The sequence below is a fragment of the Vibrio splendidus 12E03 genome (assembly GCF_000272105.2).
Taxonomy (GTDB): Bacteria; Pseudomonadota; Gammaproteobacteria; order Enterobacterales; family Vibrionaceae; genus Vibrio; species Vibrio splendidus_I.
The window spans coordinates 1-16,476 of sequence record NZ_AJZD02000254.1; the positions used below are offsets into that span (position 1 = coordinate 1).

At 45.0% G+C, this 16,476-nt stretch carries 31 protein-coding genes; 29 read left to right on the forward strand and 2 right to left on the reverse strand.

The features are described from left to right. The first annotated feature begins 484 nt into the window (after positions 1–484). The 28 genes from rpsJ (at position 485) to rplQ (ending at position 14,135) form a co-directional block, all read left to right on the forward strand. Positions 485–796, forward strand: coding sequence for a 30S ribosomal protein S10 (gene rpsJ / locus A142_RS15990; RefSeq protein ID WP_004736761.1), 312 nt, complete (start codon positions 485–487; stop codon positions 794–796). Positions 797–810: 14 nt separating this feature from the next. Next, positions 811–1,440, forward strand: coding sequence for a 50S ribosomal protein L3 (rplC, locus tag A142_RS15995; protein ID WP_004736763.1), 630 nt, complete (start codon positions 811–813; stop codon positions 1,438–1,440). 16 nt (positions 1,441–1,456) lie between these two features. Next, the gene (gene rplD / locus A142_RS16000) at positions 1,457–2,059 is read left to right on the forward strand and encodes a 50S ribosomal protein L4 (RefSeq protein WP_004738803.1); all 603 of its coding nucleotides are present in this window, start codon (positions 1,457–1,459) and stop codon (positions 2,057–2,059) included. Further along, positions 2,056–2,358 carry a 50S ribosomal protein L23 gene (gene rplW / locus A142_RS16005; protein ID WP_004736765.1) on the forward strand — a complete coding sequence of 101 codons (303 nt, stop codon included), beginning with the start codon at positions 2,056–2,058 and terminating at the stop codon, positions 2,356–2,358. The genes rplD and rplW overlap by 4 nt, the downstream gene beginning before the upstream one ends. 14 nt (positions 2,359–2,372) lie before the next feature. Continuing rightward, positions 2,373–3,197 (forward strand): 50S ribosomal protein L2, encoded by an 825-nt coding sequence (gene rplB, locus A142_RS16010; protein WP_010435149.1) that lies wholly within the window; start codon positions 2,373–2,375, stop codon positions 3,195–3,197. 19 nt (positions 3,198–3,216) lie between these two features. Next, on the forward strand, positions 3,217–3,495 hold the full coding sequence (rpsS, locus tag A142_RS16015; protein ID WP_004736729.1) for a 30S ribosomal protein S19: 279 nt from the start codon (positions 3,217–3,219) through the stop codon (positions 3,493–3,495). A 10-nt stretch (positions 3,496–3,505) separates the two neighbouring features. Next, complete coding sequence (gene rplV, locus A142_RS16020) at positions 3,506–3,838, forward strand: 50S ribosomal protein L22 (protein WP_004736732.1); 333 nt, start codon at positions 3,506–3,508, stop codon at positions 3,836–3,838. A gap of 18 nt (positions 3,839–3,856) precedes the next feature. Next, positions 3,857–4,555, forward strand: coding sequence for a 30S ribosomal protein S3 (rpsC, locus tag A142_RS16025; protein ID WP_004736734.1), 699 nt, complete (start codon positions 3,857–3,859; stop codon positions 4,553–4,555). Positions 4,556–4,566: 11 nt separating this feature from the next. Further along, positions 4,567–4,977: a 50S ribosomal protein L16 gene (rplP, locus tag A142_RS16030; RefSeq protein WP_004736736.1), complete on the forward strand. Its 411-nt coding sequence runs from the start codon at positions 4,567–4,569 to the stop codon at positions 4,975–4,977. Further along, positions 4,977–5,168 carry a 50S ribosomal protein L29 gene (gene rpmC, locus A142_RS16035; protein ID WP_004736737.1) on the forward strand — a complete coding sequence of 64 codons (192 nt, stop codon included), beginning with the start codon at positions 4,977–4,979 and terminating at the stop codon, positions 5,166–5,168. Before rplP ends, rpmC begins: the two co-directional genes overlap by 1 nt. Beyond that, the gene (gene rpsQ, locus A142_RS16040) at positions 5,168–5,422 is read left to right on the forward strand and encodes a 30S ribosomal protein S17 (protein ID WP_004736739.1); all 255 of its coding nucleotides are present in this window, start codon (positions 5,168–5,170) and stop codon (positions 5,420–5,422) included. The genes rpmC and rpsQ overlap by 1 nt, the downstream gene beginning before the upstream one ends. Positions 5,423–5,584: 162 nt before the next feature. Beyond that, positions 5,585–5,956 carry a 50S ribosomal protein L14 gene (rplN, locus tag A142_RS16045; protein WP_004736740.1) on the forward strand — a complete coding sequence of 124 codons (372 nt, stop codon included), beginning with the start codon at positions 5,585–5,587 and terminating at the stop codon, positions 5,954–5,956. An 11-nt stretch (positions 5,957–5,967) separates the two neighbouring features. Then, entirely contained in the window at positions 5,968–6,285 is a 318-nt protein-coding gene (rplX, locus tag A142_RS16050; protein ID WP_004738792.1) for a 50S ribosomal protein L24, read from the forward strand. Between the two features lie 24 nt (positions 6,286–6,309). Beyond that, positions 6,310–6,849, forward strand: a complete 540-nt coding sequence (gene rplE / locus A142_RS16055; protein WP_004738790.1) for a 50S ribosomal protein L5 — start codon at positions 6,310–6,312, stop codon at positions 6,847–6,849. Positions 6,850–6,865: 16 nt separating this feature from the next. Then, positions 6,866–7,171, forward strand: a complete 306-nt coding sequence (gene rpsN, locus A142_RS16060) for a 30S ribosomal protein S14 (protein ID WP_004738789.1) — start codon at positions 6,866–6,868, stop codon at positions 7,169–7,171. Positions 7,172–7,200: 29 nt separating this feature from the next. Beyond that, positions 7,201–7,593, forward strand: a complete 393-nt coding sequence (gene rpsH / locus A142_RS16065) for a 30S ribosomal protein S8 (RefSeq protein ID WP_017061309.1) — start codon at positions 7,201–7,203, stop codon at positions 7,591–7,593. 10 nt (positions 7,594–7,603) lie between these two features. Next, positions 7,604–8,137 carry a 50S ribosomal protein L6 gene (gene rplF / locus A142_RS16070; RefSeq protein WP_017063712.1) on the forward strand — a complete coding sequence of 178 codons (534 nt, stop codon included), beginning with the start codon at positions 7,604–7,606 and terminating at the stop codon, positions 8,135–8,137. 9 nt (positions 8,138–8,146) lie between these two features. Next, positions 8,147–8,500, forward strand: coding sequence for a 50S ribosomal protein L18 (gene rplR, locus A142_RS16075; protein WP_004738784.1), 354 nt, complete (start codon positions 8,147–8,149; stop codon positions 8,498–8,500). A 14-nt stretch (positions 8,501–8,514) separates the two neighbouring features. Next, positions 8,515–9,015, forward strand: coding sequence for a 30S ribosomal protein S5 (gene rpsE / locus A142_RS16080; protein ID WP_017061307.1), 501 nt, complete (start codon positions 8,515–8,517; stop codon positions 9,013–9,015). 7 nt (positions 9,016–9,022) lie between these two features. Then, a complete protein-coding gene (gene rpmD, locus A142_RS16085; RefSeq protein ID WP_004736756.1) occupies positions 9,023–9,199 on the forward strand; it encodes a 50S ribosomal protein L30 in 177 nt (58 codons plus the stop codon). A gap of 5 nt (positions 9,200–9,204) precedes the next feature. Beyond that, positions 9,205–9,639, forward strand: coding sequence for a 50S ribosomal protein L15 (rplO, locus tag A142_RS16090; protein WP_004736758.1), 435 nt, complete (start codon positions 9,205–9,207; stop codon positions 9,637–9,639). Positions 9,640–9,659: 20 nt separating this feature from the next. Further along, the gene (gene secY / locus A142_RS16095; RefSeq protein WP_004738781.1) at positions 9,660–10,994 is read left to right on the forward strand and encodes a preprotein translocase subunit SecY; all 1,335 of its coding nucleotides are present in this window, start codon (positions 9,660–9,662) and stop codon (positions 10,992–10,994) included. A 41-nt stretch (positions 10,995–11,035) separates the two neighbouring features. Next, positions 11,036–11,149, forward strand: coding sequence for a 50S ribosomal protein L36 (rpmJ, locus tag A142_RS16100; RefSeq protein WP_000868186.1), 114 nt, complete (start codon positions 11,036–11,038; stop codon positions 11,147–11,149). Between the two features lie 148 nt (positions 11,150–11,297). After that, the gene (rpsM, locus tag A142_RS16105; RefSeq protein WP_004738779.1) at positions 11,298–11,654 is read left to right on the forward strand and encodes a 30S ribosomal protein S13; all 357 of its coding nucleotides are present in this window, start codon (positions 11,298–11,300) and stop codon (positions 11,652–11,654) included. 19 nt (positions 11,655–11,673) lie between these two features. Next, positions 11,674–12,063 carry a 30S ribosomal protein S11 gene (rpsK, locus tag A142_RS16110; protein WP_004738778.1) on the forward strand — a complete coding sequence of 130 codons (390 nt, stop codon included), beginning with the start codon at positions 11,674–11,676 and terminating at the stop codon, positions 12,061–12,063. Positions 12,064–12,094: 31 nt separating this feature from the next. Then, positions 12,095–12,715 carry a 30S ribosomal protein S4 gene (rpsD, locus tag A142_RS16115; RefSeq protein ID WP_004738777.1) on the forward strand — a complete coding sequence of 207 codons (621 nt, stop codon included), beginning with the start codon at positions 12,095–12,097 and terminating at the stop codon, positions 12,713–12,715. A gap of 22 nt (positions 12,716–12,737) precedes the next feature. Beyond that, positions 12,738–13,730 carry a DNA-directed RNA polymerase subunit alpha gene (locus A142_RS16120; RefSeq protein ID WP_004729813.1) on the forward strand — a complete coding sequence of 331 codons (993 nt, stop codon included), beginning with the start codon at positions 12,738–12,740 and terminating at the stop codon, positions 13,728–13,730. Positions 13,731–13,754: 24 nt separating this feature from the next. Continuing rightward, positions 13,755–14,135 carry a 50S ribosomal protein L17 gene (gene rplQ / locus A142_RS16125; protein WP_004729812.1) on the forward strand — a complete coding sequence of 127 codons (381 nt, stop codon included), beginning with the start codon at positions 13,755–13,757 and terminating at the stop codon, positions 14,133–14,135. Between the two features lie 253 nt (positions 14,136–14,388). Here the strand turns inward: rplQ and A142_RS16130 are convergent, their stop codons facing one another. Next, on the reverse strand, positions 14,389–14,883 hold the full coding sequence (locus A142_RS16130; protein ID WP_019825468.1) for a DUF2780 domain-containing protein: 495 nt from the start codon (positions 14,881–14,883) through the stop codon (positions 14,389–14,391). A gap of 134 nt (positions 14,884–15,017) precedes the next feature. Beyond that, a complete protein-coding gene (locus A142_RS16135; RefSeq protein WP_008220519.1) occupies positions 15,018–15,638 on the reverse strand; it encodes an FKBP-type peptidyl-prolyl cis-trans isomerase in 621 nt (206 codons plus the stop codon). A 213-nt stretch (positions 15,639–15,851) separates the two neighbouring features. Here A142_RS16135 and A142_RS16140 point away from each other — a divergent pair, with 213 nt between their 5' ends. Beyond that, the gene (locus tag A142_RS16140) at positions 15,852–16,436 is read left to right on the forward strand and encodes a LysM-like peptidoglycan-binding domain-containing protein (protein ID WP_029405662.1); all 585 of its coding nucleotides are present in this window, start codon (positions 15,852–15,854) and stop codon (positions 16,434–16,436) included. Positions 16,437–16,476: the final 40 nt, after the last annotated feature.

Sequence of the window (16,476 nt, forward strand, 5' to 3'; positions counted from 1 at the left end):
AGTTGGTGCTGGTGTTGTAGCTAAAATCTTCGCTTAATAGCATTTAGATTTTTGCACACTCTTCATTAGAAGAGCACGCATCTGAAAAAGGGGAGCTTCGGCTTCCCTTTTGTTTTCTCTAAAGAAATATCACATTCCATCTATCTTCTTCTCTCTCGATACAAAACCAACTTCCAATAAATTCCGATTATTTTTCCAACACTACTTGCATACTAAAGTGTGATCTGTATAATGCATCGCACTGGCTAACGCTGGTTGTGAACCAATGAGCACTGAGGAGTAGGTCTTACCTAGTAATGTATACTCAGCTTATGTTCGCGGTTAATAAAAATAGTAAACTTTTTGTTTGCTTCAAAAGTTAACTGACAATGCGTCCTAATTTTGGATGCTACGGTTTCACATAAATCAATCGGCATTCTCTCGTTTTATCGGGTTTGAGTGGCGATATTGTTTGTGTAATTTTTAATAATTGGAGCTCTGTCTCATGCAGAACCAACGTATTCGTATCCGCCTTAAAGCGTTTGATTACAAGCTAATCGATGCTTCAACTGCGGAAATCGTTGAAACAGCAAAACGTACTGGCGCACAGGTTCGTGGTCCTATTCCACTTCCTACTCGTAAAGAGCGTTTCACTGTTCTTACCTCTCCACACGTCAACAAAGATGCACGTGATCAGTACGAAATCCGTACTCACAAGCGTTTGATCGACATCGTTGAGCCAACAGATAAAACTGTTGATGCTCTAATGCGTCTTGATCTTGCAGCTGGCGTTGATGTTCAAATCAGCCTAGGTTAAGGGAGATAAGAATAATGATTGGTCTAGTCGGACGTAAAGTGGGTATGACCCGCGTATTTACTGAAGAAGGCGTTTCTATCCCAGTAACTGTTGTTGAGGTTGAAGCGAACCGTATTTCTCAAGTTAAAACTCTTGAGACAGACGGCTACGCAGCAATCCAAGTAACTACTGGTGCTAAGAAAGCTAACCGTGTAACTAAACCTGAAGCTGGTCACTTCGCGAAAGCGGGTGTAGAAGCAGGTCGCGGTCTTTGGGAATTCCGTTTAGAAAACGGCGAAGAGTTTGAAGTTGGCGCTGAGCTAAACGTAGAACTTTTCAACGAAATTAAAAAAGTAGACGTTACTGGTACATCTAAAGGTAAAGGCTTCCAAGGCGCTATCAAGCGTTGGAACTTCTCTACTCAAGATATGACTCACGGTAACTCTTTGTCTCACCGCGCACCGGGTTCAATTGGCCAATGTCAAACTCCAGGCCGCGTGTTTAAAGGCAAGAAAATGGCAGGTCACATGGGTGCTGAGCGTGTAACGACTCAAAACCTAGAGATCGTACGTGTTGACGCTGAGCGCAATCTACTCCTTATTAAAGGTGCAGTACCGGGCTCAACAGGCGGAAACGTGATCGTAAAACCTGCTGTTAAAGCATAACGTCTAGGAGTAAGTAATGGAATTGATGGTTAAAGGTGCTGATGCACTAACTGTTTCCGAGACTACTTTCGGACGTGACTTCAACGAAGCTCTTGTACACCAAGTAGTTGTTGCATATGCAGCAGGTGCTCGTCAAGGTACTCGTGCTCAAAAGACTCGTTCTGAAGTATCTGGCGGTGGCGCTAAGCCATGGCGTCAAAAAGGTACTGGCCGCGCACGTGCTGGTACAATTCGTAGCCCAATCTGGCGTACAGGTGGTGTTACTTTTGCTGCGAAACCACAAGATCACAGCCAAAAAGTAAACAAAAAAATGTACCGCGGTGCTATGAAGAGCATTCTTTCTGAGCTAGTTCGTCAAGAGCGTTTAATCGTTGTTGATAACTTCTCTGTAGAAGCACCAAAAACAAAAGAACTTGTAGCTAAGCTTAAAGAGCTTGAGCTAAGCGACGTTCTGATTGTGACTGGCGAAGTAGATGAAAATCTATTCTTAGCTGCTCGTAACCTATACAAAGTAGATGCACGTGATGTTGCTGGTGTTGATCCAGTATCACTAATCGCTTTCGACAAGGTTCTAATGACTGCTGACGCAGTTAAGCAAGTTGAGGAGATGCTAGCATGATCACTGAAGAGCGTATCTTAAAAGTTCTACGTGCTCCGCACATCTCTGAAAAAGCAACTATGGCAGCTGAGAAAGCGAACACTATCGTTTTCAAAGTAGCTAAAGATGCAACTAAGAAAGAGATCAAAGCAGCTGTAGAAAAGCTATTTGAAGTTGAAGTTAAGTCTGTAAATACTCTTGTATTAAAGGGTAAGACCAAACGTCAAGGTATGCGTGAAGGCCGTCGTTCAGACGTGAAAAAAGCCTACGTTACTTTGAAAGAAGGTCAAGATCTTGACTTCGTTGGCGGCGCGGAATAACAGGAGTAGTAAAAATGGCTATTGTTAAATGTAAGCCGACTTCCCCTGGTCGTCGTCACGTCGTTAAAGTTGTTAACGCTGACCTACACAAGGGTAAGCCATACGCACCACTTCTAGAGAAAAACTCTAAGAACGGTGGTCGTAACAACAACGGTCGTATTACAGTACGTCACATCGGTGGTGGTCATAAGCACCATTACCGTGTAATTGACTTCAAACGTACTAAAGATGGCATCCCAGCGAAAGTTGAGCGTCTAGAATACGATCCAAACCGTAGTGCTAACATCGCTCTAGTTCTGTACGCAGACGGTGAGCGTCGTTACATCATTGCACCTAAAGGTGTTAACGCAGGCGACCAGATTCAATCTGGCGTAGATGCTGCAATCAAAGCAGGTAACACTCTGCCGATGCGCAACATCCCAGTAGGTTCTACTGTACACTGTGTTGAACTTAAGCCTGGTAAAGGTGCTCAACTAGCTCGTTCGGCTGGTGCTTATGCTCAAATCATCGCTCGCGATGGTGCATACGTAACTATCCGTCTACGTTCTGGTGAGATGCGCAAAGTACTTTCTGAAGGTCGTGCAACGATCGGTGAAGTTGGTAACTCTGAGCATATGCTACGTGAACTTGGTAAAGCTGGTGCTTCACGCTGGCGCGGCGTACGTCCAACCGTACGTGGTGTAGTAATGAACCCGGTGGATCACCCACATGGTGGTGGTGAAGGCCGCACATCTGGTGGTCGTCACCCAGTTTCTCCTTGGGGCGTTCCTACTAAGGGCTTCAAGACTCGTAAGAACAAGCGCACTGACAAGTACATCGTACGTCGTCGCACTAAATAATTTATAAAGAGGAATCGCCATGCCACGTTCTCTCAAGAAAGGTCCTTTTATTGACCTACACTTGCTGAAGAAGGTAGAGAAAGCGGTGGAAAGCGGAGACAAAAAGCCTATTAAGACTTGGTCCCGTCGCTCAATGATCATCCCAACAATGATTGGTTTGACCATCGCTGTCCATAATGGTCGTCAGCACGTTCCAGTTTTCGTTACCGAAGAAATGATCGGTCACAAACTGGGCGAATTTGCACCAACTCGTACTTATCGCGGTCATGCTGCAGATAAGAAAGCTAAGAAGAAATAAGGAGTAGATGATGGAAGCTTTAGCTAAACATAACTTTGCTCGTATTTCTCCACAGAAAGCTCGCTTAGTTGCAGACCAAATTCGCGGTAAGTCGGTAGACCAAGCTCTAGAAATTCTAACTTTCAGCAACAAAAAAGCTGCTGTATTGGTTAAGAAGGTTCTTGAGTCAGCTATCGCTAACGCGGAACATAACGAAGGTGCAGATATCGACGATCTAAATGTCGCTAAAATCTTCGTAGATGAGGGCCCTATCATGAAGCGTATTATGCCTCGTGCTAAAGGTCGTGCGGATCGTATCTTGAAGCGTTCAAGCCACATCACTATTGTTGTAGCAGATCGCTAAAGACTAGGAGAGTAAGCAATGGGTCAGAAAGTACATCCTAATGGTATTCGTCTTGGCATCGTTAAGCCTTGGAATGCTACATGGTTTGCTAATACCAACGAATTCGCTGACAACCTAGACGGCGACTTCAAGGTACGTCAGTTCCTTACAAAGGAACTACAAAAAGCATCATTATCTCGTATCGTTATCGAGCGTCCAGCTAAGAGCATTCGTGTGACTATTCACACTGCTCGTCCTGGCGTTGTTATCGGTAAGAAAGGTGAAGACGTAGAGAAGCTACGCGCAGCTGTAGCTAAAATCGCAGGTGTACCAGCGCAAATTAACATCGCTGAAGTACGTAAGCCTGAGCTAGATGGTCAGCTTGTAGCTGATAGCATCGCGTCTCAACTAGAGCGTCGTGTTATGTTCCGTCGTGCAATGAAGCGTGCGGTACAAAATGCTATGCGTCTAGGCGCTAAAGGCATCAAAGTACAAGTAGGCGGCCGTCTTGGCGGTGCTGAAATCGCACGTTCTGAGTGGTACCGTGAAGGCCGTGTGCCTCTACACACTCTACGTGCAGACATTGATTACGCAACTTCTTCGGCTCACACTCAATACGGTGTGATCGGCATTAAAGTTTGGATCTTCAAAGGTGAGATTCTAGGCGGTATGCCAGCTGCTAACGCAGTAGAGCCAAAAGGCGATAAGCCTAAGAAGCAGCGTAAAGGCCGTAAGTAAGGAGTCGAACGATGCTACAACCAAAACGTACTAAGTTCCGCAAGGTTATGACTGGTCGTAACCGTGGTCTAGCTAAAGGTACTGAAGTAAGCTTCGGCGAATTCGGTCTTAAAGCTGTTGGCCGTGGTCGTCTGACTGCACGTCAAATCGAAGCGGCACGTCGTGCTATGACACGTCACATTAAGCGTCAAGGTCAAATCTGGATCCGTGTATTCCCAGACAAGCCGATTACTGAAAAGCCTCTTGAAGTTCGTCAAGGTAAAGGTAAAGGTTCAGTTGCGTACTGGGTTGCTCAAATCCAACCAGGCAAAGTTATGTACGAGATGAATGGCGTACCTGAAGAGTTGGCACGTGAAGCGTTCCGCCTAGCGGCACGTAAACTGCCTGTTAAAACTACTTTTGTAACTAAGCAGGTGATGTGATGAAAGCACAAGATCTACGCGAAAAGAACGTTGAAGAGCTTAACGCTGAGCTATTGAATTTGCTACGTGAACAGTTCAACTTGCGCATGCAAGCTGCAACTGGTCAACTACAGCAAACTCATACTCTAAAAGCTGTACGCCGTGACATCGCACGTGTGAAAACTGTTTTGACTGAAAAGGCAGGCGCATAATGAGCGAAACTAACCGCATCCAGCAAGGCCGTGTAGTAAGCGACAAGATGGACAAGTCTATCGTTGTTGCTATTGAACGCACTGTAAAACACCCAATTTACGGTAAGTTCATCAAACGCACGACTAAAGTACACGCACACGACGAAGACAACACTTGTGGCCTAGGCGACAAAGTTGAAATCGCTGAGTGTCGTCCTCTGTCTAAGACTAAGTCTTGGACATTGGTTAAAGTTCTAGAAAAAGCGAAGATTTAATCTTTGTAATTCTATAACTTATAAGCGGCTCCAAATAATTTTTTGGAGCCGCTTGTTTTTTGTCTACCCAATTTAAAAAAAGGGTGGTACAATTCGCGTCCCTTTTAAAGAGGCAGCCCGACCCGAGAGGGTCTAGTTTTAATATTTAGCGGAGCACTAACAATGATCCAGATGCAAAGTACACTTGACGCAGCAGATAACTCTGGCGCGCGCAAGGTAATGTGTATTAAGGTTCTGGGTGGCTCTCACCGCCGTTATGCACATATCGGTGACGTCATCAAGGTTACAGTGAAGGAAGCGATTCCTCGCGGTAAAGTAAAGAAAGGTGATGTTCTGAAGGCGGTAGTAGTGCGCACCCGTAAAGGCGTTCGTCGCCCAGACGGTTCTGTCATTCGCTTCGACAGTAATGCTTGTGTATTGTTAAATGACACTACTGAGCAACCAGTCGGCACACGTATCTTTGGTCCTGTGACTCGTGAACTTCGTAACGCGAAATTCATGAAGATTGTATCACTAGCACCTGAAGTTCTGTAAGGAGCGGCAATATGGCAGCTAAAATCCGTCGTAATGACGAAGTAATCATTCTTGCTGGTAAAGATAAAGGCAAGAAAGGTAAAGTAACTAAGGTTCTGACAACTGGTAAAGTTATCGTTGAAGGCATCAACCTTGTTAAGAAACACCAAAAGCCGGTTCCGGCTCTAGGTCAACAAGGTGGCATCGTTGAACAAGAAGCAGCTATTGATGCTTCTAACGTTGCTGTTTTTAACGCGGCTACTGGTAAAGCAGACCGTATCGGTTTCCGTATCGAAGATGGCAAGAAAGTTCGTTTCTTCAAATCTAACGGCGAAACTGTTTCTAACTAATTAGAAGTAATTTGGAGTTCTACTATGGCGAAACTGCATGATTACTACAAGTCGTCTGTAGTCGCTGAGCTTACCAAAGAGTTCAGCTACACAAGCGTCATGCAAGTCCCTAGGATTGAGAAAATCACCCTAAACATGGGCGTTGGTGAAGCAATCAACGATAAGAAACTGCTAGAAAACGCAGCAGCTGATATGGCAACGATCTCTGGTCAAAAGCCACTTATCACTAAAGCGCGTAAATCTGTAGCTGGTTTCAAAATTCGTGAAGGCTACCCAATTGGTTGTAAAGTAACCTTGCGTGGTGAGCGCATGTGGGAATTTTTAGAGCGTTTAATCTCTATCGCACTTCCACGTGTACGTGATTTCCGTGGTGTTAGCGCTAAGTCTTTTGACGGTCGCGGTAACTACAGCATGGGTGTTCGCGAGCAAATCATCTTTCCGGAAATCGACTACGATAAAGTCGATCGTGTCCGCGGTCTTGATATCACTATCACGACTTCTGCGGGTTCCGATGAGGAAGGCCGAGCTCTGCTGGCTGCCTTTAACTTCCCATTCCGTAAGTAAGGGTAGGGTTACTGTTATGGCTAAACAATCAATGAAAGCACGTGAAGCTAAACGTGCAAAACTAGTAGCTAAGTTCGCTGAAAAGCGTTCTGCGCTAAAAGTTATCATTAGCGATGTAAACGCATCTGAAGAAGATCGTTGGAATGCGGTTCTTAAACTGCAATCTCTTCCACGTGATTCAAGTGCATCACGTCAGCGCAACCGTTGCAACCAAACTGGTCGTCCACACGGTTACCTACGTAAATTCGGTCTAAGCCGCATTAAGGTTCGTGAAGCTTGCATGAAAGGCGAGATTCCGGGTCTTCGTAAGGCTAGCTGGTAATTGCCACTTAATCATTTGGAGTAAATCTTATGAGCATGCAAGATCCGATTTCGGATATGCTGACCCGAGTTCGTAACGGTCAGGCAGCAAACAAAGTTGCTGTAAAAATGCCTTCTTCAAAGCTTAAAGTTGCAATTGCTGCATTACTTAAAGCTGAAGGTTACATCGTAGACTTCGCTGTTAACAGCGAAGCAAAACCTGAGCTAGAAGTTACTCTTAAGTACTTCCAAGCTAAACCTGTAATCGAGCAAATCAAGCGTGTATCACGTCCTGGTCTAAGAGTTTATAAAAATAAAGACTCTTTACCTACAGTGATGGGTGGTCTTGGTATTGCAGTTGTTTCTACTTCCAAGGGTCTGATGTCTGACCGTGCTGCTCGTAAAGCAGGTCTTGGCGGTGAAATCATCTGTTACGTAGCTTAAGGAGTAGATTATGTCTCGTGTTGCTAAAGCACCTGTCGCTATTCCAGCTGGCGTAGAGGTGAAACTAAACGGCCAAGAAGTTACTGTAAAAGGTAGCAAAGGTGAGCTTACTCGCGTTCTTAACAGCGCCGTAGTTATTGCACAGGAAGAAACCAACCTAACTTTCGGTCCGAAAGAAGGTGTTACTAACGCATGGGCACAAGCTGGTACAGCTCGCGCTCTAGTTAATAACATGGTTGTGGGTGTTACTGAGGGCTTCACTAAGAAGCTAACTCTTAAGGGTGTTGGTTACCGTGCTGCTATGAAAGGCAACTCTGTAGCTCTAACTCTTGGTTTTTCTCACCCAGTAGAGCACGCTCTACCTGAAGGTATTAAAGCTGAGTGCCCTAGCCAAACTGAGATCATCATTACTGGTTGCGATAAGCAAGTAGTAGGTCAAGTTGCGGCTGACATTCGTTCTTACCGTGCTCCTGAGCCTTACAAAGGCAAAGGTGTTCGTTACGCAGATGAAAATGTGCGTACTAAAGAAGCTAAGAAGAAGTAAGGTATCACTATGGATAAGAAAGCATCTCGCATCCGTCGTGCTACACGTGCACGTCGTAAGATTGCAGAACTTGGTGCAACTCGCCTGGTAGTACACCGTACTCCTCGCCATGTTTACGCACAAGTTATCGCGGCAAACGGCTCTGAGGTTATCGCAGCTGCTTCTACTGTAGAAAAAGCGATCCGTGAGCAAGTTAAGAACACTGGTAACGTTGATGCAGCTAAAGCAGTTGGTAAAGCTGTTGCTGAGCGCGCTCTTGAAAAAGGCGTAGCTTCAGTTGCATTTGATCGTTCTGGTTTCCAATACCACGGTCGAGTAGCGGCGCTAGCAGAATCTGCTCGCGAAGCTGGTCTGAAATTCTAAGGTAGGGTTGGAAGATGGCTAAAGAACAACAACAAGCTAATGATTTGCAAGAAAAGCTGATCGCAGTTAACCGTGTATCTAAGACGGTTAAAGGTGGTCGAATCATGAGCTTTACTGCACTAACAGTAGTTGGTGACGGTAACGGTCGCGTAGGTTTCGGTTACGGCAAAGCTCGTGAAGTACCTGCTGCGATTCAAAAAGCAATGGAAAAAGCGCGCCGTAACATGGTTACAGTATCGCTTAACGAAGGCACTCTTCACCACCCGGTGAAAGGTCGTCATTCGGGCTCTAAAGTTTACATGCAGCCAGCTGCAGAAGGTACAGGTGTTATTGCCGGTGGTGCAATGCGTGCTGTACTTGAAGTTGCGGGCGTACATAACGTACTTTCTAAAGCATACGGTTCAACGAACCCGATCAACATCGTTCGTGCAACGATTGGTGCTCTAGTAGACGTTAAGTCACCAGAAATGGTTGCTGCTAAACGTGGTCTAACTGTTGAATCTATTTCGGAGTAAGCACACGATGGCAACTATTAAAGTAACTCAAACTAAAAGCTCAATTGGTCGCCTACCTAAGCACAAAGCGTGTCTTAAAGGTCTAGGTCTTCGTCGCATCAACCATACAGTAGAACTTGAAGATACTCCGTGCGTACGCGGTATGATCAACAAGGTTTACTACATGGTTAAGATTGAGGAGTAATCAGAATGCGTTTGAATACTCTATCACCGGCTGCTGGCTCTAAACCTTCTAAGAAGCGTGTAGGTCGTGGTATCGGTTCTGGCCTTGGTAAAACAGGTGGCCGCGGTCACAAAGGTCAAAAGTCACGTTCTGGCGGCTCTGTTCGTCCAGGTTTTGAAGGCGGTCAAATGCCTCTAAAACAACGTCTACCTAAATTCGGTTTCACTTCTCGTAAGAGCCTAGTGTCTGCTGAAGTTCGTCTAGCTGAGCTAGCGAAAGTAACAGGTGACGTAGTTGATCTTAACAGCCTTAAAGCTGCTAACGTTATCACTAAGAACATCGAATTTGTTAAGATCGTTCTTTCTGGTGACCTAAGCAAAGCTGTGACTGTTAAAGGTCTACGCGTGACTAAAGGCGCTAAAGCTGCAATCGAAGCTGCAGGCGGTAAAATCGAGGAATAATCTCGAGGAACGAGGTACAGATGGCTAAGAAACCAGGACAAGATTTTCGTAGTGCTCAGAGCGGCTTAAGTGAACTAAAGTCGCGCTTATTATTCGTAATTGGTGCACTTTTAGTATTCCGAGCCGGCTCTTTTGTGCCGATCCCTGGTATTGACGCAGCTGTACTTGCCGATTTGTTCGATCAGCAAAAAGGTACCATCGTTGAAATGTTTAACATGTTCTCCGGTGGTGCTCTTGAGCGTGCATCTATATTAGCATTGGGTATCATGCCGTACATTTCGGCATCGATCGTAGTCCAATTGCTAACTGTAGTTCATCCAGCGTTAGCGGAACTCAAGAAAGAGGGTGAAGCAGGCCGTCGTAAGATAAGCCAATATACACGCTACGGCACGCTTGTACTTGCAACATTCCAAGCTATTGGTATCGCAACAGGCTTACCAAACATGGTCGACAATCTGGTTGTTATCAACCAAACCATGTTTACGCTTATTGCTACCGTGAGTTTAGTAACTGGTACCATGTTCTTAATGTGGTTAGGTGAACAAATCACTGAGCGAGGAATCGGTAATGGTATTTCCATTCTGATTTTTGCAGGTATTGTTGCTGGATTGCCTTCTGCAATCGGTCAAACAATCGAGCAAGCGCGTCAAGGTGAATTGCATGTGCTTCTTCTGCTGTTGATTGCTGTATTGTCTTTTGCTGTTATTTACTTCGTAGTTTTCATGGAGCGTGGTCAACGTCGTATCGTCGTTAACTATGCGAAACGTCAACAAGGTCGTAAAGTTTTTGCAGCACAAAGCTCTCACTTGCCTCTTAAGATTAATATGGCAGGTGTTATTCCAGCGATTTTTGCATCGAGTATTATTCTGTTCCCAGGAACATTAGCACAGTGGTTTGGTCAAAATGGTGAAAGCAGCGCGTTCGGTTGGTTAACTGACGTGTCATTAGCTCTTAGCCCAGGTCAACCTTTGTATGTAATGCTTTATGCAGCAGCTATAATCTTCTTCTGTTTCTTCTATACAGCGTTGGTGTTTAACCCACGTGAAACAGCTGATAACTTGAAGAAGTCTGGTGCATTCGTACCCGGTATCCGCCCAGGTGAGCAGACAGCGAAATATATCGATAAAGTGATGACTAGACTAACCCTTGCGGGCGCTCTATACATTACTTTTATATGTCTGATTCCTGAGTTCATGATGGTCGCGTGGAACGTTCGTTTCTACTTCGGCGGCACATCACTACTAATCGTAGTGGTAGTTATCATGGATTTCATGGCACAGGTACAGACTCATCTGATGTCACAACAGTATGATTCTGTGTTAAAGAAAGCGAATCTGAAAGGTTACGGCCGTTAATTCGGTGGTAATTATTTCGATTCCATTTACGGAGTTTAGCAATGAAAGTTCGTGCTTCCGTTAAAAAAATCTGCCGTAACTGTAAAGTTATCAAGCGTAACGGTGTCGTTCGCGTGATTTGCAGTGAGCCAAAGCATAAGCAACGCCAAGGCTAATTAGCAGAAATTTTTACTTGAAATACAAGGTAGAGTCGAGTATATTCCTCGGCCTACCTTTTGCGTGCAAAAGAAGTAGTATGCCGCAGCGTATCCATAACGGGCTTTGCTGCGGATAATTCTTTTATGAACCCCTTAGGAGTGAATAATGGCCCGTATAGCCGGCATTAACATTCCTGATCATAAGCATTCTGTAATTGCACTTACTGCAATCTACGGTATCGGTAAAACTCGCTCTCAAGCTATTCTAGCTGAAGTGGGTATTGCTGAAGATGCTAAGATCAGTGAACTAACTGAAGAGCAGATCGATCAACTGCGTGATGGTGTAGCTAAGTACACTGTAGAAGGTGATCTACGTCGTGAAGTATCGATGAACATCAAGCGTCTTATGGACCTTGGCTGTTACCGCGGTCTTCGTCATCGTCGCAGTCTACCACTACGTGGACAGCGTACTAAAACCAACGCTCGCACCCGTAAGGGTCCGCGCAAGCCGATCAAGAAATAGTCGGATAAGGTAGAGTACAATGGCAAAACAACCAACTCGCGCGCGTAAGCGCGTACGCAAGCAAGTAGCTGATGGCGTAGCGCACATTCATGCTTCTTTCAACAACACAATCGTAACTATCACTGACCGTCAAGGCAACGCTCTTGCATGGGCTACAGCAGGTGGTTCAGGTTTCCGTGGTTCTCGTAAATCTACTCCGTTCGCAGCACAAGTTGCAGCTGAGCGTTGTGGTGAAATGGCTAAAGAATATGGCCTAAAGAACTTGGAAGTTATGGTTAAGGGTCCAGGTCCAGGTCGCGAATCTACTGTTCGTGCACTGAACGCTGCTGGTTTCCGTATCACTAACATTGTTGATGCGACACCAATCCCTCATAACGGTTGTCGTCCACCTAAGAAACGTCGCGTTTAAGTTTCGTTTCTAGGAATATTGGAGAAAGATCATGGCAAGATATTTGGGTCCTAAGCTGAAGCTTAGCCGTCGCGAAGGTACTGACTTATTCCTTAAGTCTGGTGTCCGTGCGATCGATACCAAGTGTAAAATTGATAACGCACCAGGTGTACACGGCGCTCGTCGCGGTCGTCTATCTGAGTATGGCGTTCAGCTTCGTGAGAAGCAAAAAGTTCGTCGTATCTACGGCGTTCTAGAAAAACAATTCCGCAACTACTACAAAGAAGCTGCACGTCTTAAAGGCAACACAGGTGCAAACCTGCTTCAGCTTCTTGAAGGTCGTCTTGATAACGTAGTTTACCGTATGGGCTTTGGCGCTACTCGTGCTGAATCTCGTCAACTAGTTAGCCACAAGTCTATCCTAGTTAACGGTAAAGTTGTAAACGTTCCTTCTTTCAAAGTAGCGGCAAACGACGTTGTTTCTATCCGCGAGAAAGCTAAACAGCAATCTCGTATTAAAGCGGCTCTAGAAGTTGCTGAACAACGTGAAAAGCCAACTTGGATTGAAGTAGATGCTGGCAAAATGGAAGGTACATTCAAGCGTATGCCTGAGCGTTCTGACCTATCAGCTGACATCAATGAACACTTGATCGTCGAACTTTACTCTAAGTAAGGTTAAAAAAAGAGAGGACACAATGCAGGGTTCTGTAACAGAATTTCTTAAGCCGCGTCTTGTTGACATTGAACAGATCAATACGACACACGCGAAAGTAACTCTTGAGCCATTAGAGCGCGGTTTCGGCCACACTCTAGGTAATGCTCTTCGCCGCATTCTTCTATCTTCTATGCCGGGTTGTGCCGTAACAGAAGTTGAAATTGAAGGTGTGCTACACGAATACAGCACTAAAGAAGGCGTTCAGGAAGATATCCTGGAAATCCTTCTAAACCTTAAAGGTTTGGCTGTACGCGTTGCTGAAGGCAAAGATGAAGTGTTTATTACACTGAACAAATCAGGCTCAGGCCCTGTTGTTGCAGGTGACATCACCCACGATGGTGATGTAGAGATCGCTAACCCTGAGCACGTAATTTGTCACCTAACGGATGACAATGCTGAGATCGCTATGCGTATCAAAGTAGAACGTGGTCGTGGTTACGTTCCAGCTTCAGCTCGCATCCATACTGAAGAAGATGAGCGTCCTATCGGTCGTCTACTAGTTGACGCTACTTACAGCCCGGTTGATAAAATCGCTTACGCTGTAGAAGCGGCACGTGTAGAACAACGTACTGATTTAGACAAGCTTGTTATCGATATGGAAACGAACGGTACTCTAGAACCTGAGGAAGCAATCCGTCGTGCAGCTACTATTTTAGCTGAACAACTGGATGCGTTCGTAGATCTTCGTGATGTACGTGTACCTGAGGAGAAGGAAGAGAAGCCAGAATTCGATCCTATCCTACTACGTCCTGTAGACGATCTTGAACTAACAGTTCGCTCTGCTAACTGTTTGAAAGCAGAAGCGATTCACTACATCGGTGATCTTGTACAGCGCACTGAGGTTGAGCTACTTAAAACGCCAAACCTTGGTAAGAAATCTCTTACAGAGATTAAAGATGTGCTTGCTTCACGTGGTCTTTCTCTAGGCATGCGTCTAGAAAACTGGCCACCAGCGTCAATCGCTGAAGATTAATCGAAAAGTTAGAAGGATTAGGTCATGCGCCATCGTAAAAGTGGTCGTCAACTCAACCGCAACAGCAGTCATCGCAAAGCGATGTTCAGCAACATGGCTAGCTCTCTTGTTCGTCACGAAGTTATTAAAACTACCGTGCCTAAAGCAAAAGAACTACGTCGCGTAATTGAGCCATTGATTACCCTAGCTAAGACAGACAGTGTTGCTAACCGTCGTCTTGCATTTGCTCGCACTCGTGATAACGAAGTTGTAGCAAAACTATTTAATGAACTAGGCCCGCGTTTCGCGGCTCGCCAAGGTGGTTACACTCGCATTCTTAAATGTGGTTTCCGTACTGGTGATAAAGCTCCAATGGCTTACATTGAGCTTGTAGACCGCCCAGCTGCTGAAGAAGCTGCTGAGTAATCTATACTAGATTCTTAATACAAAAGCCGAGCATTAGCTCGGCTTTTTTGTATCTGTCGAATAAGGAATAGATATTAGAAATTGCACCATGATGTTTGGCATTTTTGCTTGTCTTATCTGCTCCATTTTTCAACAATATCTCATCTCATCTCATCTCATCTCATCTCATCTCAAATATCTTTTCTTCCACGCATAAAAAAGAGCACCGAAGTGCCCTTATCAAATTCTTAAGCTAGCTATTAATAACTAACGGTTATTGCCATATAGCTGCAAGTGAATCCATCAAGCCGCTTGTTGCGCCTTGAGATTGCAGTGTTTGCAGAATGATTGGTGCAAACGTTGATACCATCGATGGATCCATACCTAAACTAGAAAAGGCACTTTCAACTGCGCCTTGTGAGTTTAGTAGTGATGATAGCCCCGTAGACTCAAGAGTCGACATGCCAGGAATCAGCGTTGTAAGTTCTTTGTTGTCAGCAGTGCCAAGAGAGTTTTGAGCAAGAGCCAACATTGAACCGATACCGCCAATAGCTTGATCGCTGGTAACAGAAGCTTGGTCGGCAACGGTATCTGCAAGCGGCGTTGTTTCGTTTTGTTGAGACCACATATTCACTGCTGCCATTAGTGCAGTTTGGGATAGTTGGGAATAGTTAGTATCTGATGATGAACTGGTTTGTTCAGAGTCACTAGTGCTAGCGCAAGAGACAACAGCAAGGCTGCTTAAAACTGTGATGAGTACTTTCTTCATTATTCGTCCTTAAGTAATAAAGTAATTTACTCTTTCACTATAAACGAAAAACGGCGATGTAGTCACATCGCCGTTGGATTATTTCAATTTTATTTGCCTATAGTATTTTGTTTTACTATAGGTTTTTATAAAAATTAAAGAATTGCTAGAAGTTCTACTTCAAATACTAGAGCAGCAAATGGTGGGATTGCAGCACCTGCGCCACGCTCACCGTATGCTAGATCTTGAGGGATGTATAGCTTCCACTTAGAACCAACAGGCATCATTTGTAGAGCTTGTACCCAACCTTGAATTACGCCAGTTACTGGGAACTCAGCAGGTTGACCGCGAGATACAGAGCTGTCGAAAACAGTACCGTCAGTTAGTTCGCCGTGGTAGTGAACACGTACTTGCTTGTCTGCAGTTGGTATTTCGCCAGTACCTTCAGTTAGTACTTCGTACTGAAGACCAGACTCAAGAACCGTTACTTCTGAACGAAGAGCGTTGTCAGCTAGGAAAGCTTCGCCGTCAGCAGCAGCAGCTTTAGCTAGTTCTTGACGTGCAGCTTCACCACGAGTGTGTAGCTCTTGTAGTGCGTTGTTGATTTCGTCAACTTCGATAGCTGGCATGTCGCCAACTAGAGCTGTTGCGATACCAGCAGCGATTGCGTCAACGTTTAGGCCTTCAAGACCAGAACCAGCAAGTTGTTGGCCCATTTGTAGACCGATACCGTAGCTAGCTTTTTGCTCTACAGTTTCAAATTTTACTTCAGACATGAAAAGTCACTCTTTTTGTCAGTACGAAAAGGGTAAGAATACCAGTATTAGCAGCGTGAAGAAACGGCTAGCCTCTGATCACTTGCGCTTTACCGTGCCCAAATCACAGCCATGTCAATTTTCTCGCTTTGAGCCTTGTTGTGACGGAAAGATCTATACTGTTGGTACTTTGGTTTTTATACTGTAGTTATTCAATGTATAGGACGCAGTGGTATGAATCGTCGTCAAAAGAAAAAACAGAAAGTTGACCACTTAGCAGAATTCAAGGATCGACTGAATCAGGTCAAAGAGAAATTGAGTTCGATCGATGTGAAGAAAATGAAAACCTCGACAGCGCAAACTTGGGGCTCATTGCCGAAGTTACACCAAAGACTGTTGATGGTGATTTGTCCGATCGTACTGATATTACTTTTTGTGCCGCTACCAGAACCTAAAGTAGACGTTGCGCCAACAACATCGCGCGTTGAGCTAGAGATAAACACCGTTGGCTTAAGCGAACAGCAAAATGCCAAGAACAGTTCATCAGAACCGAGCAACAACAACTGGCAGGAGTACCTCGTAAAGCAAGGGGATACGTTAGCTCAGGTTTTTCGAAACAACGATTTACCGTTGTCGGACTTGAATGCGCTAGTGCGTATTGAAGGCTCAGACAAACCACTAAGTCAGATTCGTAAAGGCCAGTTAGTTCGATTCAAACTGGCCGAGACCGGGCAGCTTGATATCCTGCAGTTAGAGAAAGGCAACACATCGGTGATGTTCTTCCGCTTGTCTGATGGCGGCTTTGGCCGTAGTAAATAAGTGCCTTGTTTGAGTTACGAACTCAACAGTATGATAGAAA

Excerpts from the sequence above, each read along its gene's own strand:
- rpsJ (WP_004736761.1), top strand. The coding sequence starts at position 485 with ATGCAGAACCAACGTATTCGTATCCGCCTTAAAGCGTTTGATTACAAG.
- rplC (WP_004736763.1), top strand. The coding sequence starts at position 811 with ATGATTGGTCTAGTCGGACGTAAAGTGGGTATGACCCGCGTATTTACT.
- rplD (WP_004738803.1), top strand. The coding sequence starts at position 1,457 with ATGGAATTGATGGTTAAAGGTGCTGATGCACTAACTGTTTCCGAGACT.
- rplW (WP_004736765.1), top strand. The coding sequence starts at position 2,056 with ATGATCACTGAAGAGCGTATCTTAAAAGTTCTACGTGCTCCGCACATC.
- rplB (WP_010435149.1), top strand. The coding sequence starts at position 2,373 with ATGGCTATTGTTAAATGTAAGCCGACTTCCCCTGGTCGTCGTCACGTC.
- rpsS (WP_004736729.1), top strand. The coding sequence starts at position 3,217 with ATGCCACGTTCTCTCAAGAAAGGTCCTTTTATTGACCTACACTTGCTG.
- rplV (WP_004736732.1), top strand. The coding sequence starts at position 3,506 with ATGGAAGCTTTAGCTAAACATAACTTTGCTCGTATTTCTCCACAGAAA.
- rpsC (WP_004736734.1), top strand. The coding sequence starts at position 3,857 with ATGGGTCAGAAAGTACATCCTAATGGTATTCGTCTTGGCATCGTTAAG.
- rplP (WP_004736736.1), top strand. The coding sequence starts at position 4,567 with ATGCTACAACCAAAACGTACTAAGTTCCGCAAGGTTATGACTGGTCGT.
- rpmC (WP_004736737.1), top strand. The coding sequence starts at position 4,977 with ATGAAAGCACAAGATCTACGCGAAAAGAACGTTGAAGAGCTTAACGCT.
- rpsQ (WP_004736739.1), top strand. The coding sequence starts at position 5,168 with ATGAGCGAAACTAACCGCATCCAGCAAGGCCGTGTAGTAAGCGACAAG.
- rplN (WP_004736740.1), top strand. The coding sequence starts at position 5,585 with ATGATCCAGATGCAAAGTACACTTGACGCAGCAGATAACTCTGGCGCG.
- rplX (WP_004738792.1), top strand. The coding sequence starts at position 5,968 with ATGGCAGCTAAAATCCGTCGTAATGACGAAGTAATCATTCTTGCTGGT.
- rplE (WP_004738790.1), top strand. The coding sequence starts at position 6,310 with ATGGCGAAACTGCATGATTACTACAAGTCGTCTGTAGTCGCTGAGCTT.
- rpsN (WP_004738789.1), top strand. The coding sequence starts at position 6,866 with ATGGCTAAACAATCAATGAAAGCACGTGAAGCTAAACGTGCAAAACTA.
- rpsH (WP_017061309.1), top strand. The coding sequence starts at position 7,201 with ATGAGCATGCAAGATCCGATTTCGGATATGCTGACCCGAGTTCGTAAC.
- rplF (WP_017063712.1), top strand. The coding sequence starts at position 7,604 with ATGTCTCGTGTTGCTAAAGCACCTGTCGCTATTCCAGCTGGCGTAGAG.
- rplR (WP_004738784.1), top strand. The coding sequence starts at position 8,147 with ATGGATAAGAAAGCATCTCGCATCCGTCGTGCTACACGTGCACGTCGT.
- rpsE (WP_017061307.1), top strand. The coding sequence starts at position 8,515 with ATGGCTAAAGAACAACAACAAGCTAATGATTTGCAAGAAAAGCTGATC.
- rpmD (WP_004736756.1), top strand. The coding sequence starts at position 9,023 with ATGGCAACTATTAAAGTAACTCAAACTAAAAGCTCAATTGGTCGCCTA.
- rplO (WP_004736758.1), top strand. The coding sequence starts at position 9,205 with ATGCGTTTGAATACTCTATCACCGGCTGCTGGCTCTAAACCTTCTAAG.
- secY (WP_004738781.1), top strand. The coding sequence starts at position 9,660 with ATGGCTAAGAAACCAGGACAAGATTTTCGTAGTGCTCAGAGCGGCTTA.
- rpmJ (WP_000868186.1), top strand. The coding sequence starts at position 11,036 with ATGAAAGTTCGTGCTTCCGTTAAAAAAATCTGCCGTAACTGTAAAGTT.
- rpsM (WP_004738779.1), top strand. The coding sequence starts at position 11,298 with ATGGCCCGTATAGCCGGCATTAACATTCCTGATCATAAGCATTCTGTA.
- rpsK (WP_004738778.1), top strand. The coding sequence starts at position 11,674 with ATGGCAAAACAACCAACTCGCGCGCGTAAGCGCGTACGCAAGCAAGTA.
- rpsD (WP_004738777.1), top strand. The coding sequence starts at position 12,095 with ATGGCAAGATATTTGGGTCCTAAGCTGAAGCTTAGCCGTCGCGAAGGT.
- A142_RS16120 (WP_004729813.1), top strand. The coding sequence starts at position 12,738 with ATGCAGGGTTCTGTAACAGAATTTCTTAAGCCGCGTCTTGTTGACATT.
- rplQ (WP_004729812.1), top strand. The coding sequence starts at position 13,755 with ATGCGCCATCGTAAAAGTGGTCGTCAACTCAACCGCAACAGCAGTCAT.
- A142_RS16130 (WP_019825468.1), bottom strand. The coding sequence starts at position 14,883 with ATGAAGAAAGTACTCATCACAGTTTTAAGCAGCCTTGCTGTTGTCTCT.
- A142_RS16135 (WP_008220519.1), bottom strand. The coding sequence starts at position 15,638 with ATGTCTGAAGTAAAATTTGAAACTGTAGAGCAAAAAGCTAGCTACGGT.
- A142_RS16140 (WP_029405662.1), top strand. The coding sequence starts at position 15,852 with ATGAATCGTCGTCAAAAGAAAAAACAGAAAGTTGACCACTTAGCAGAA.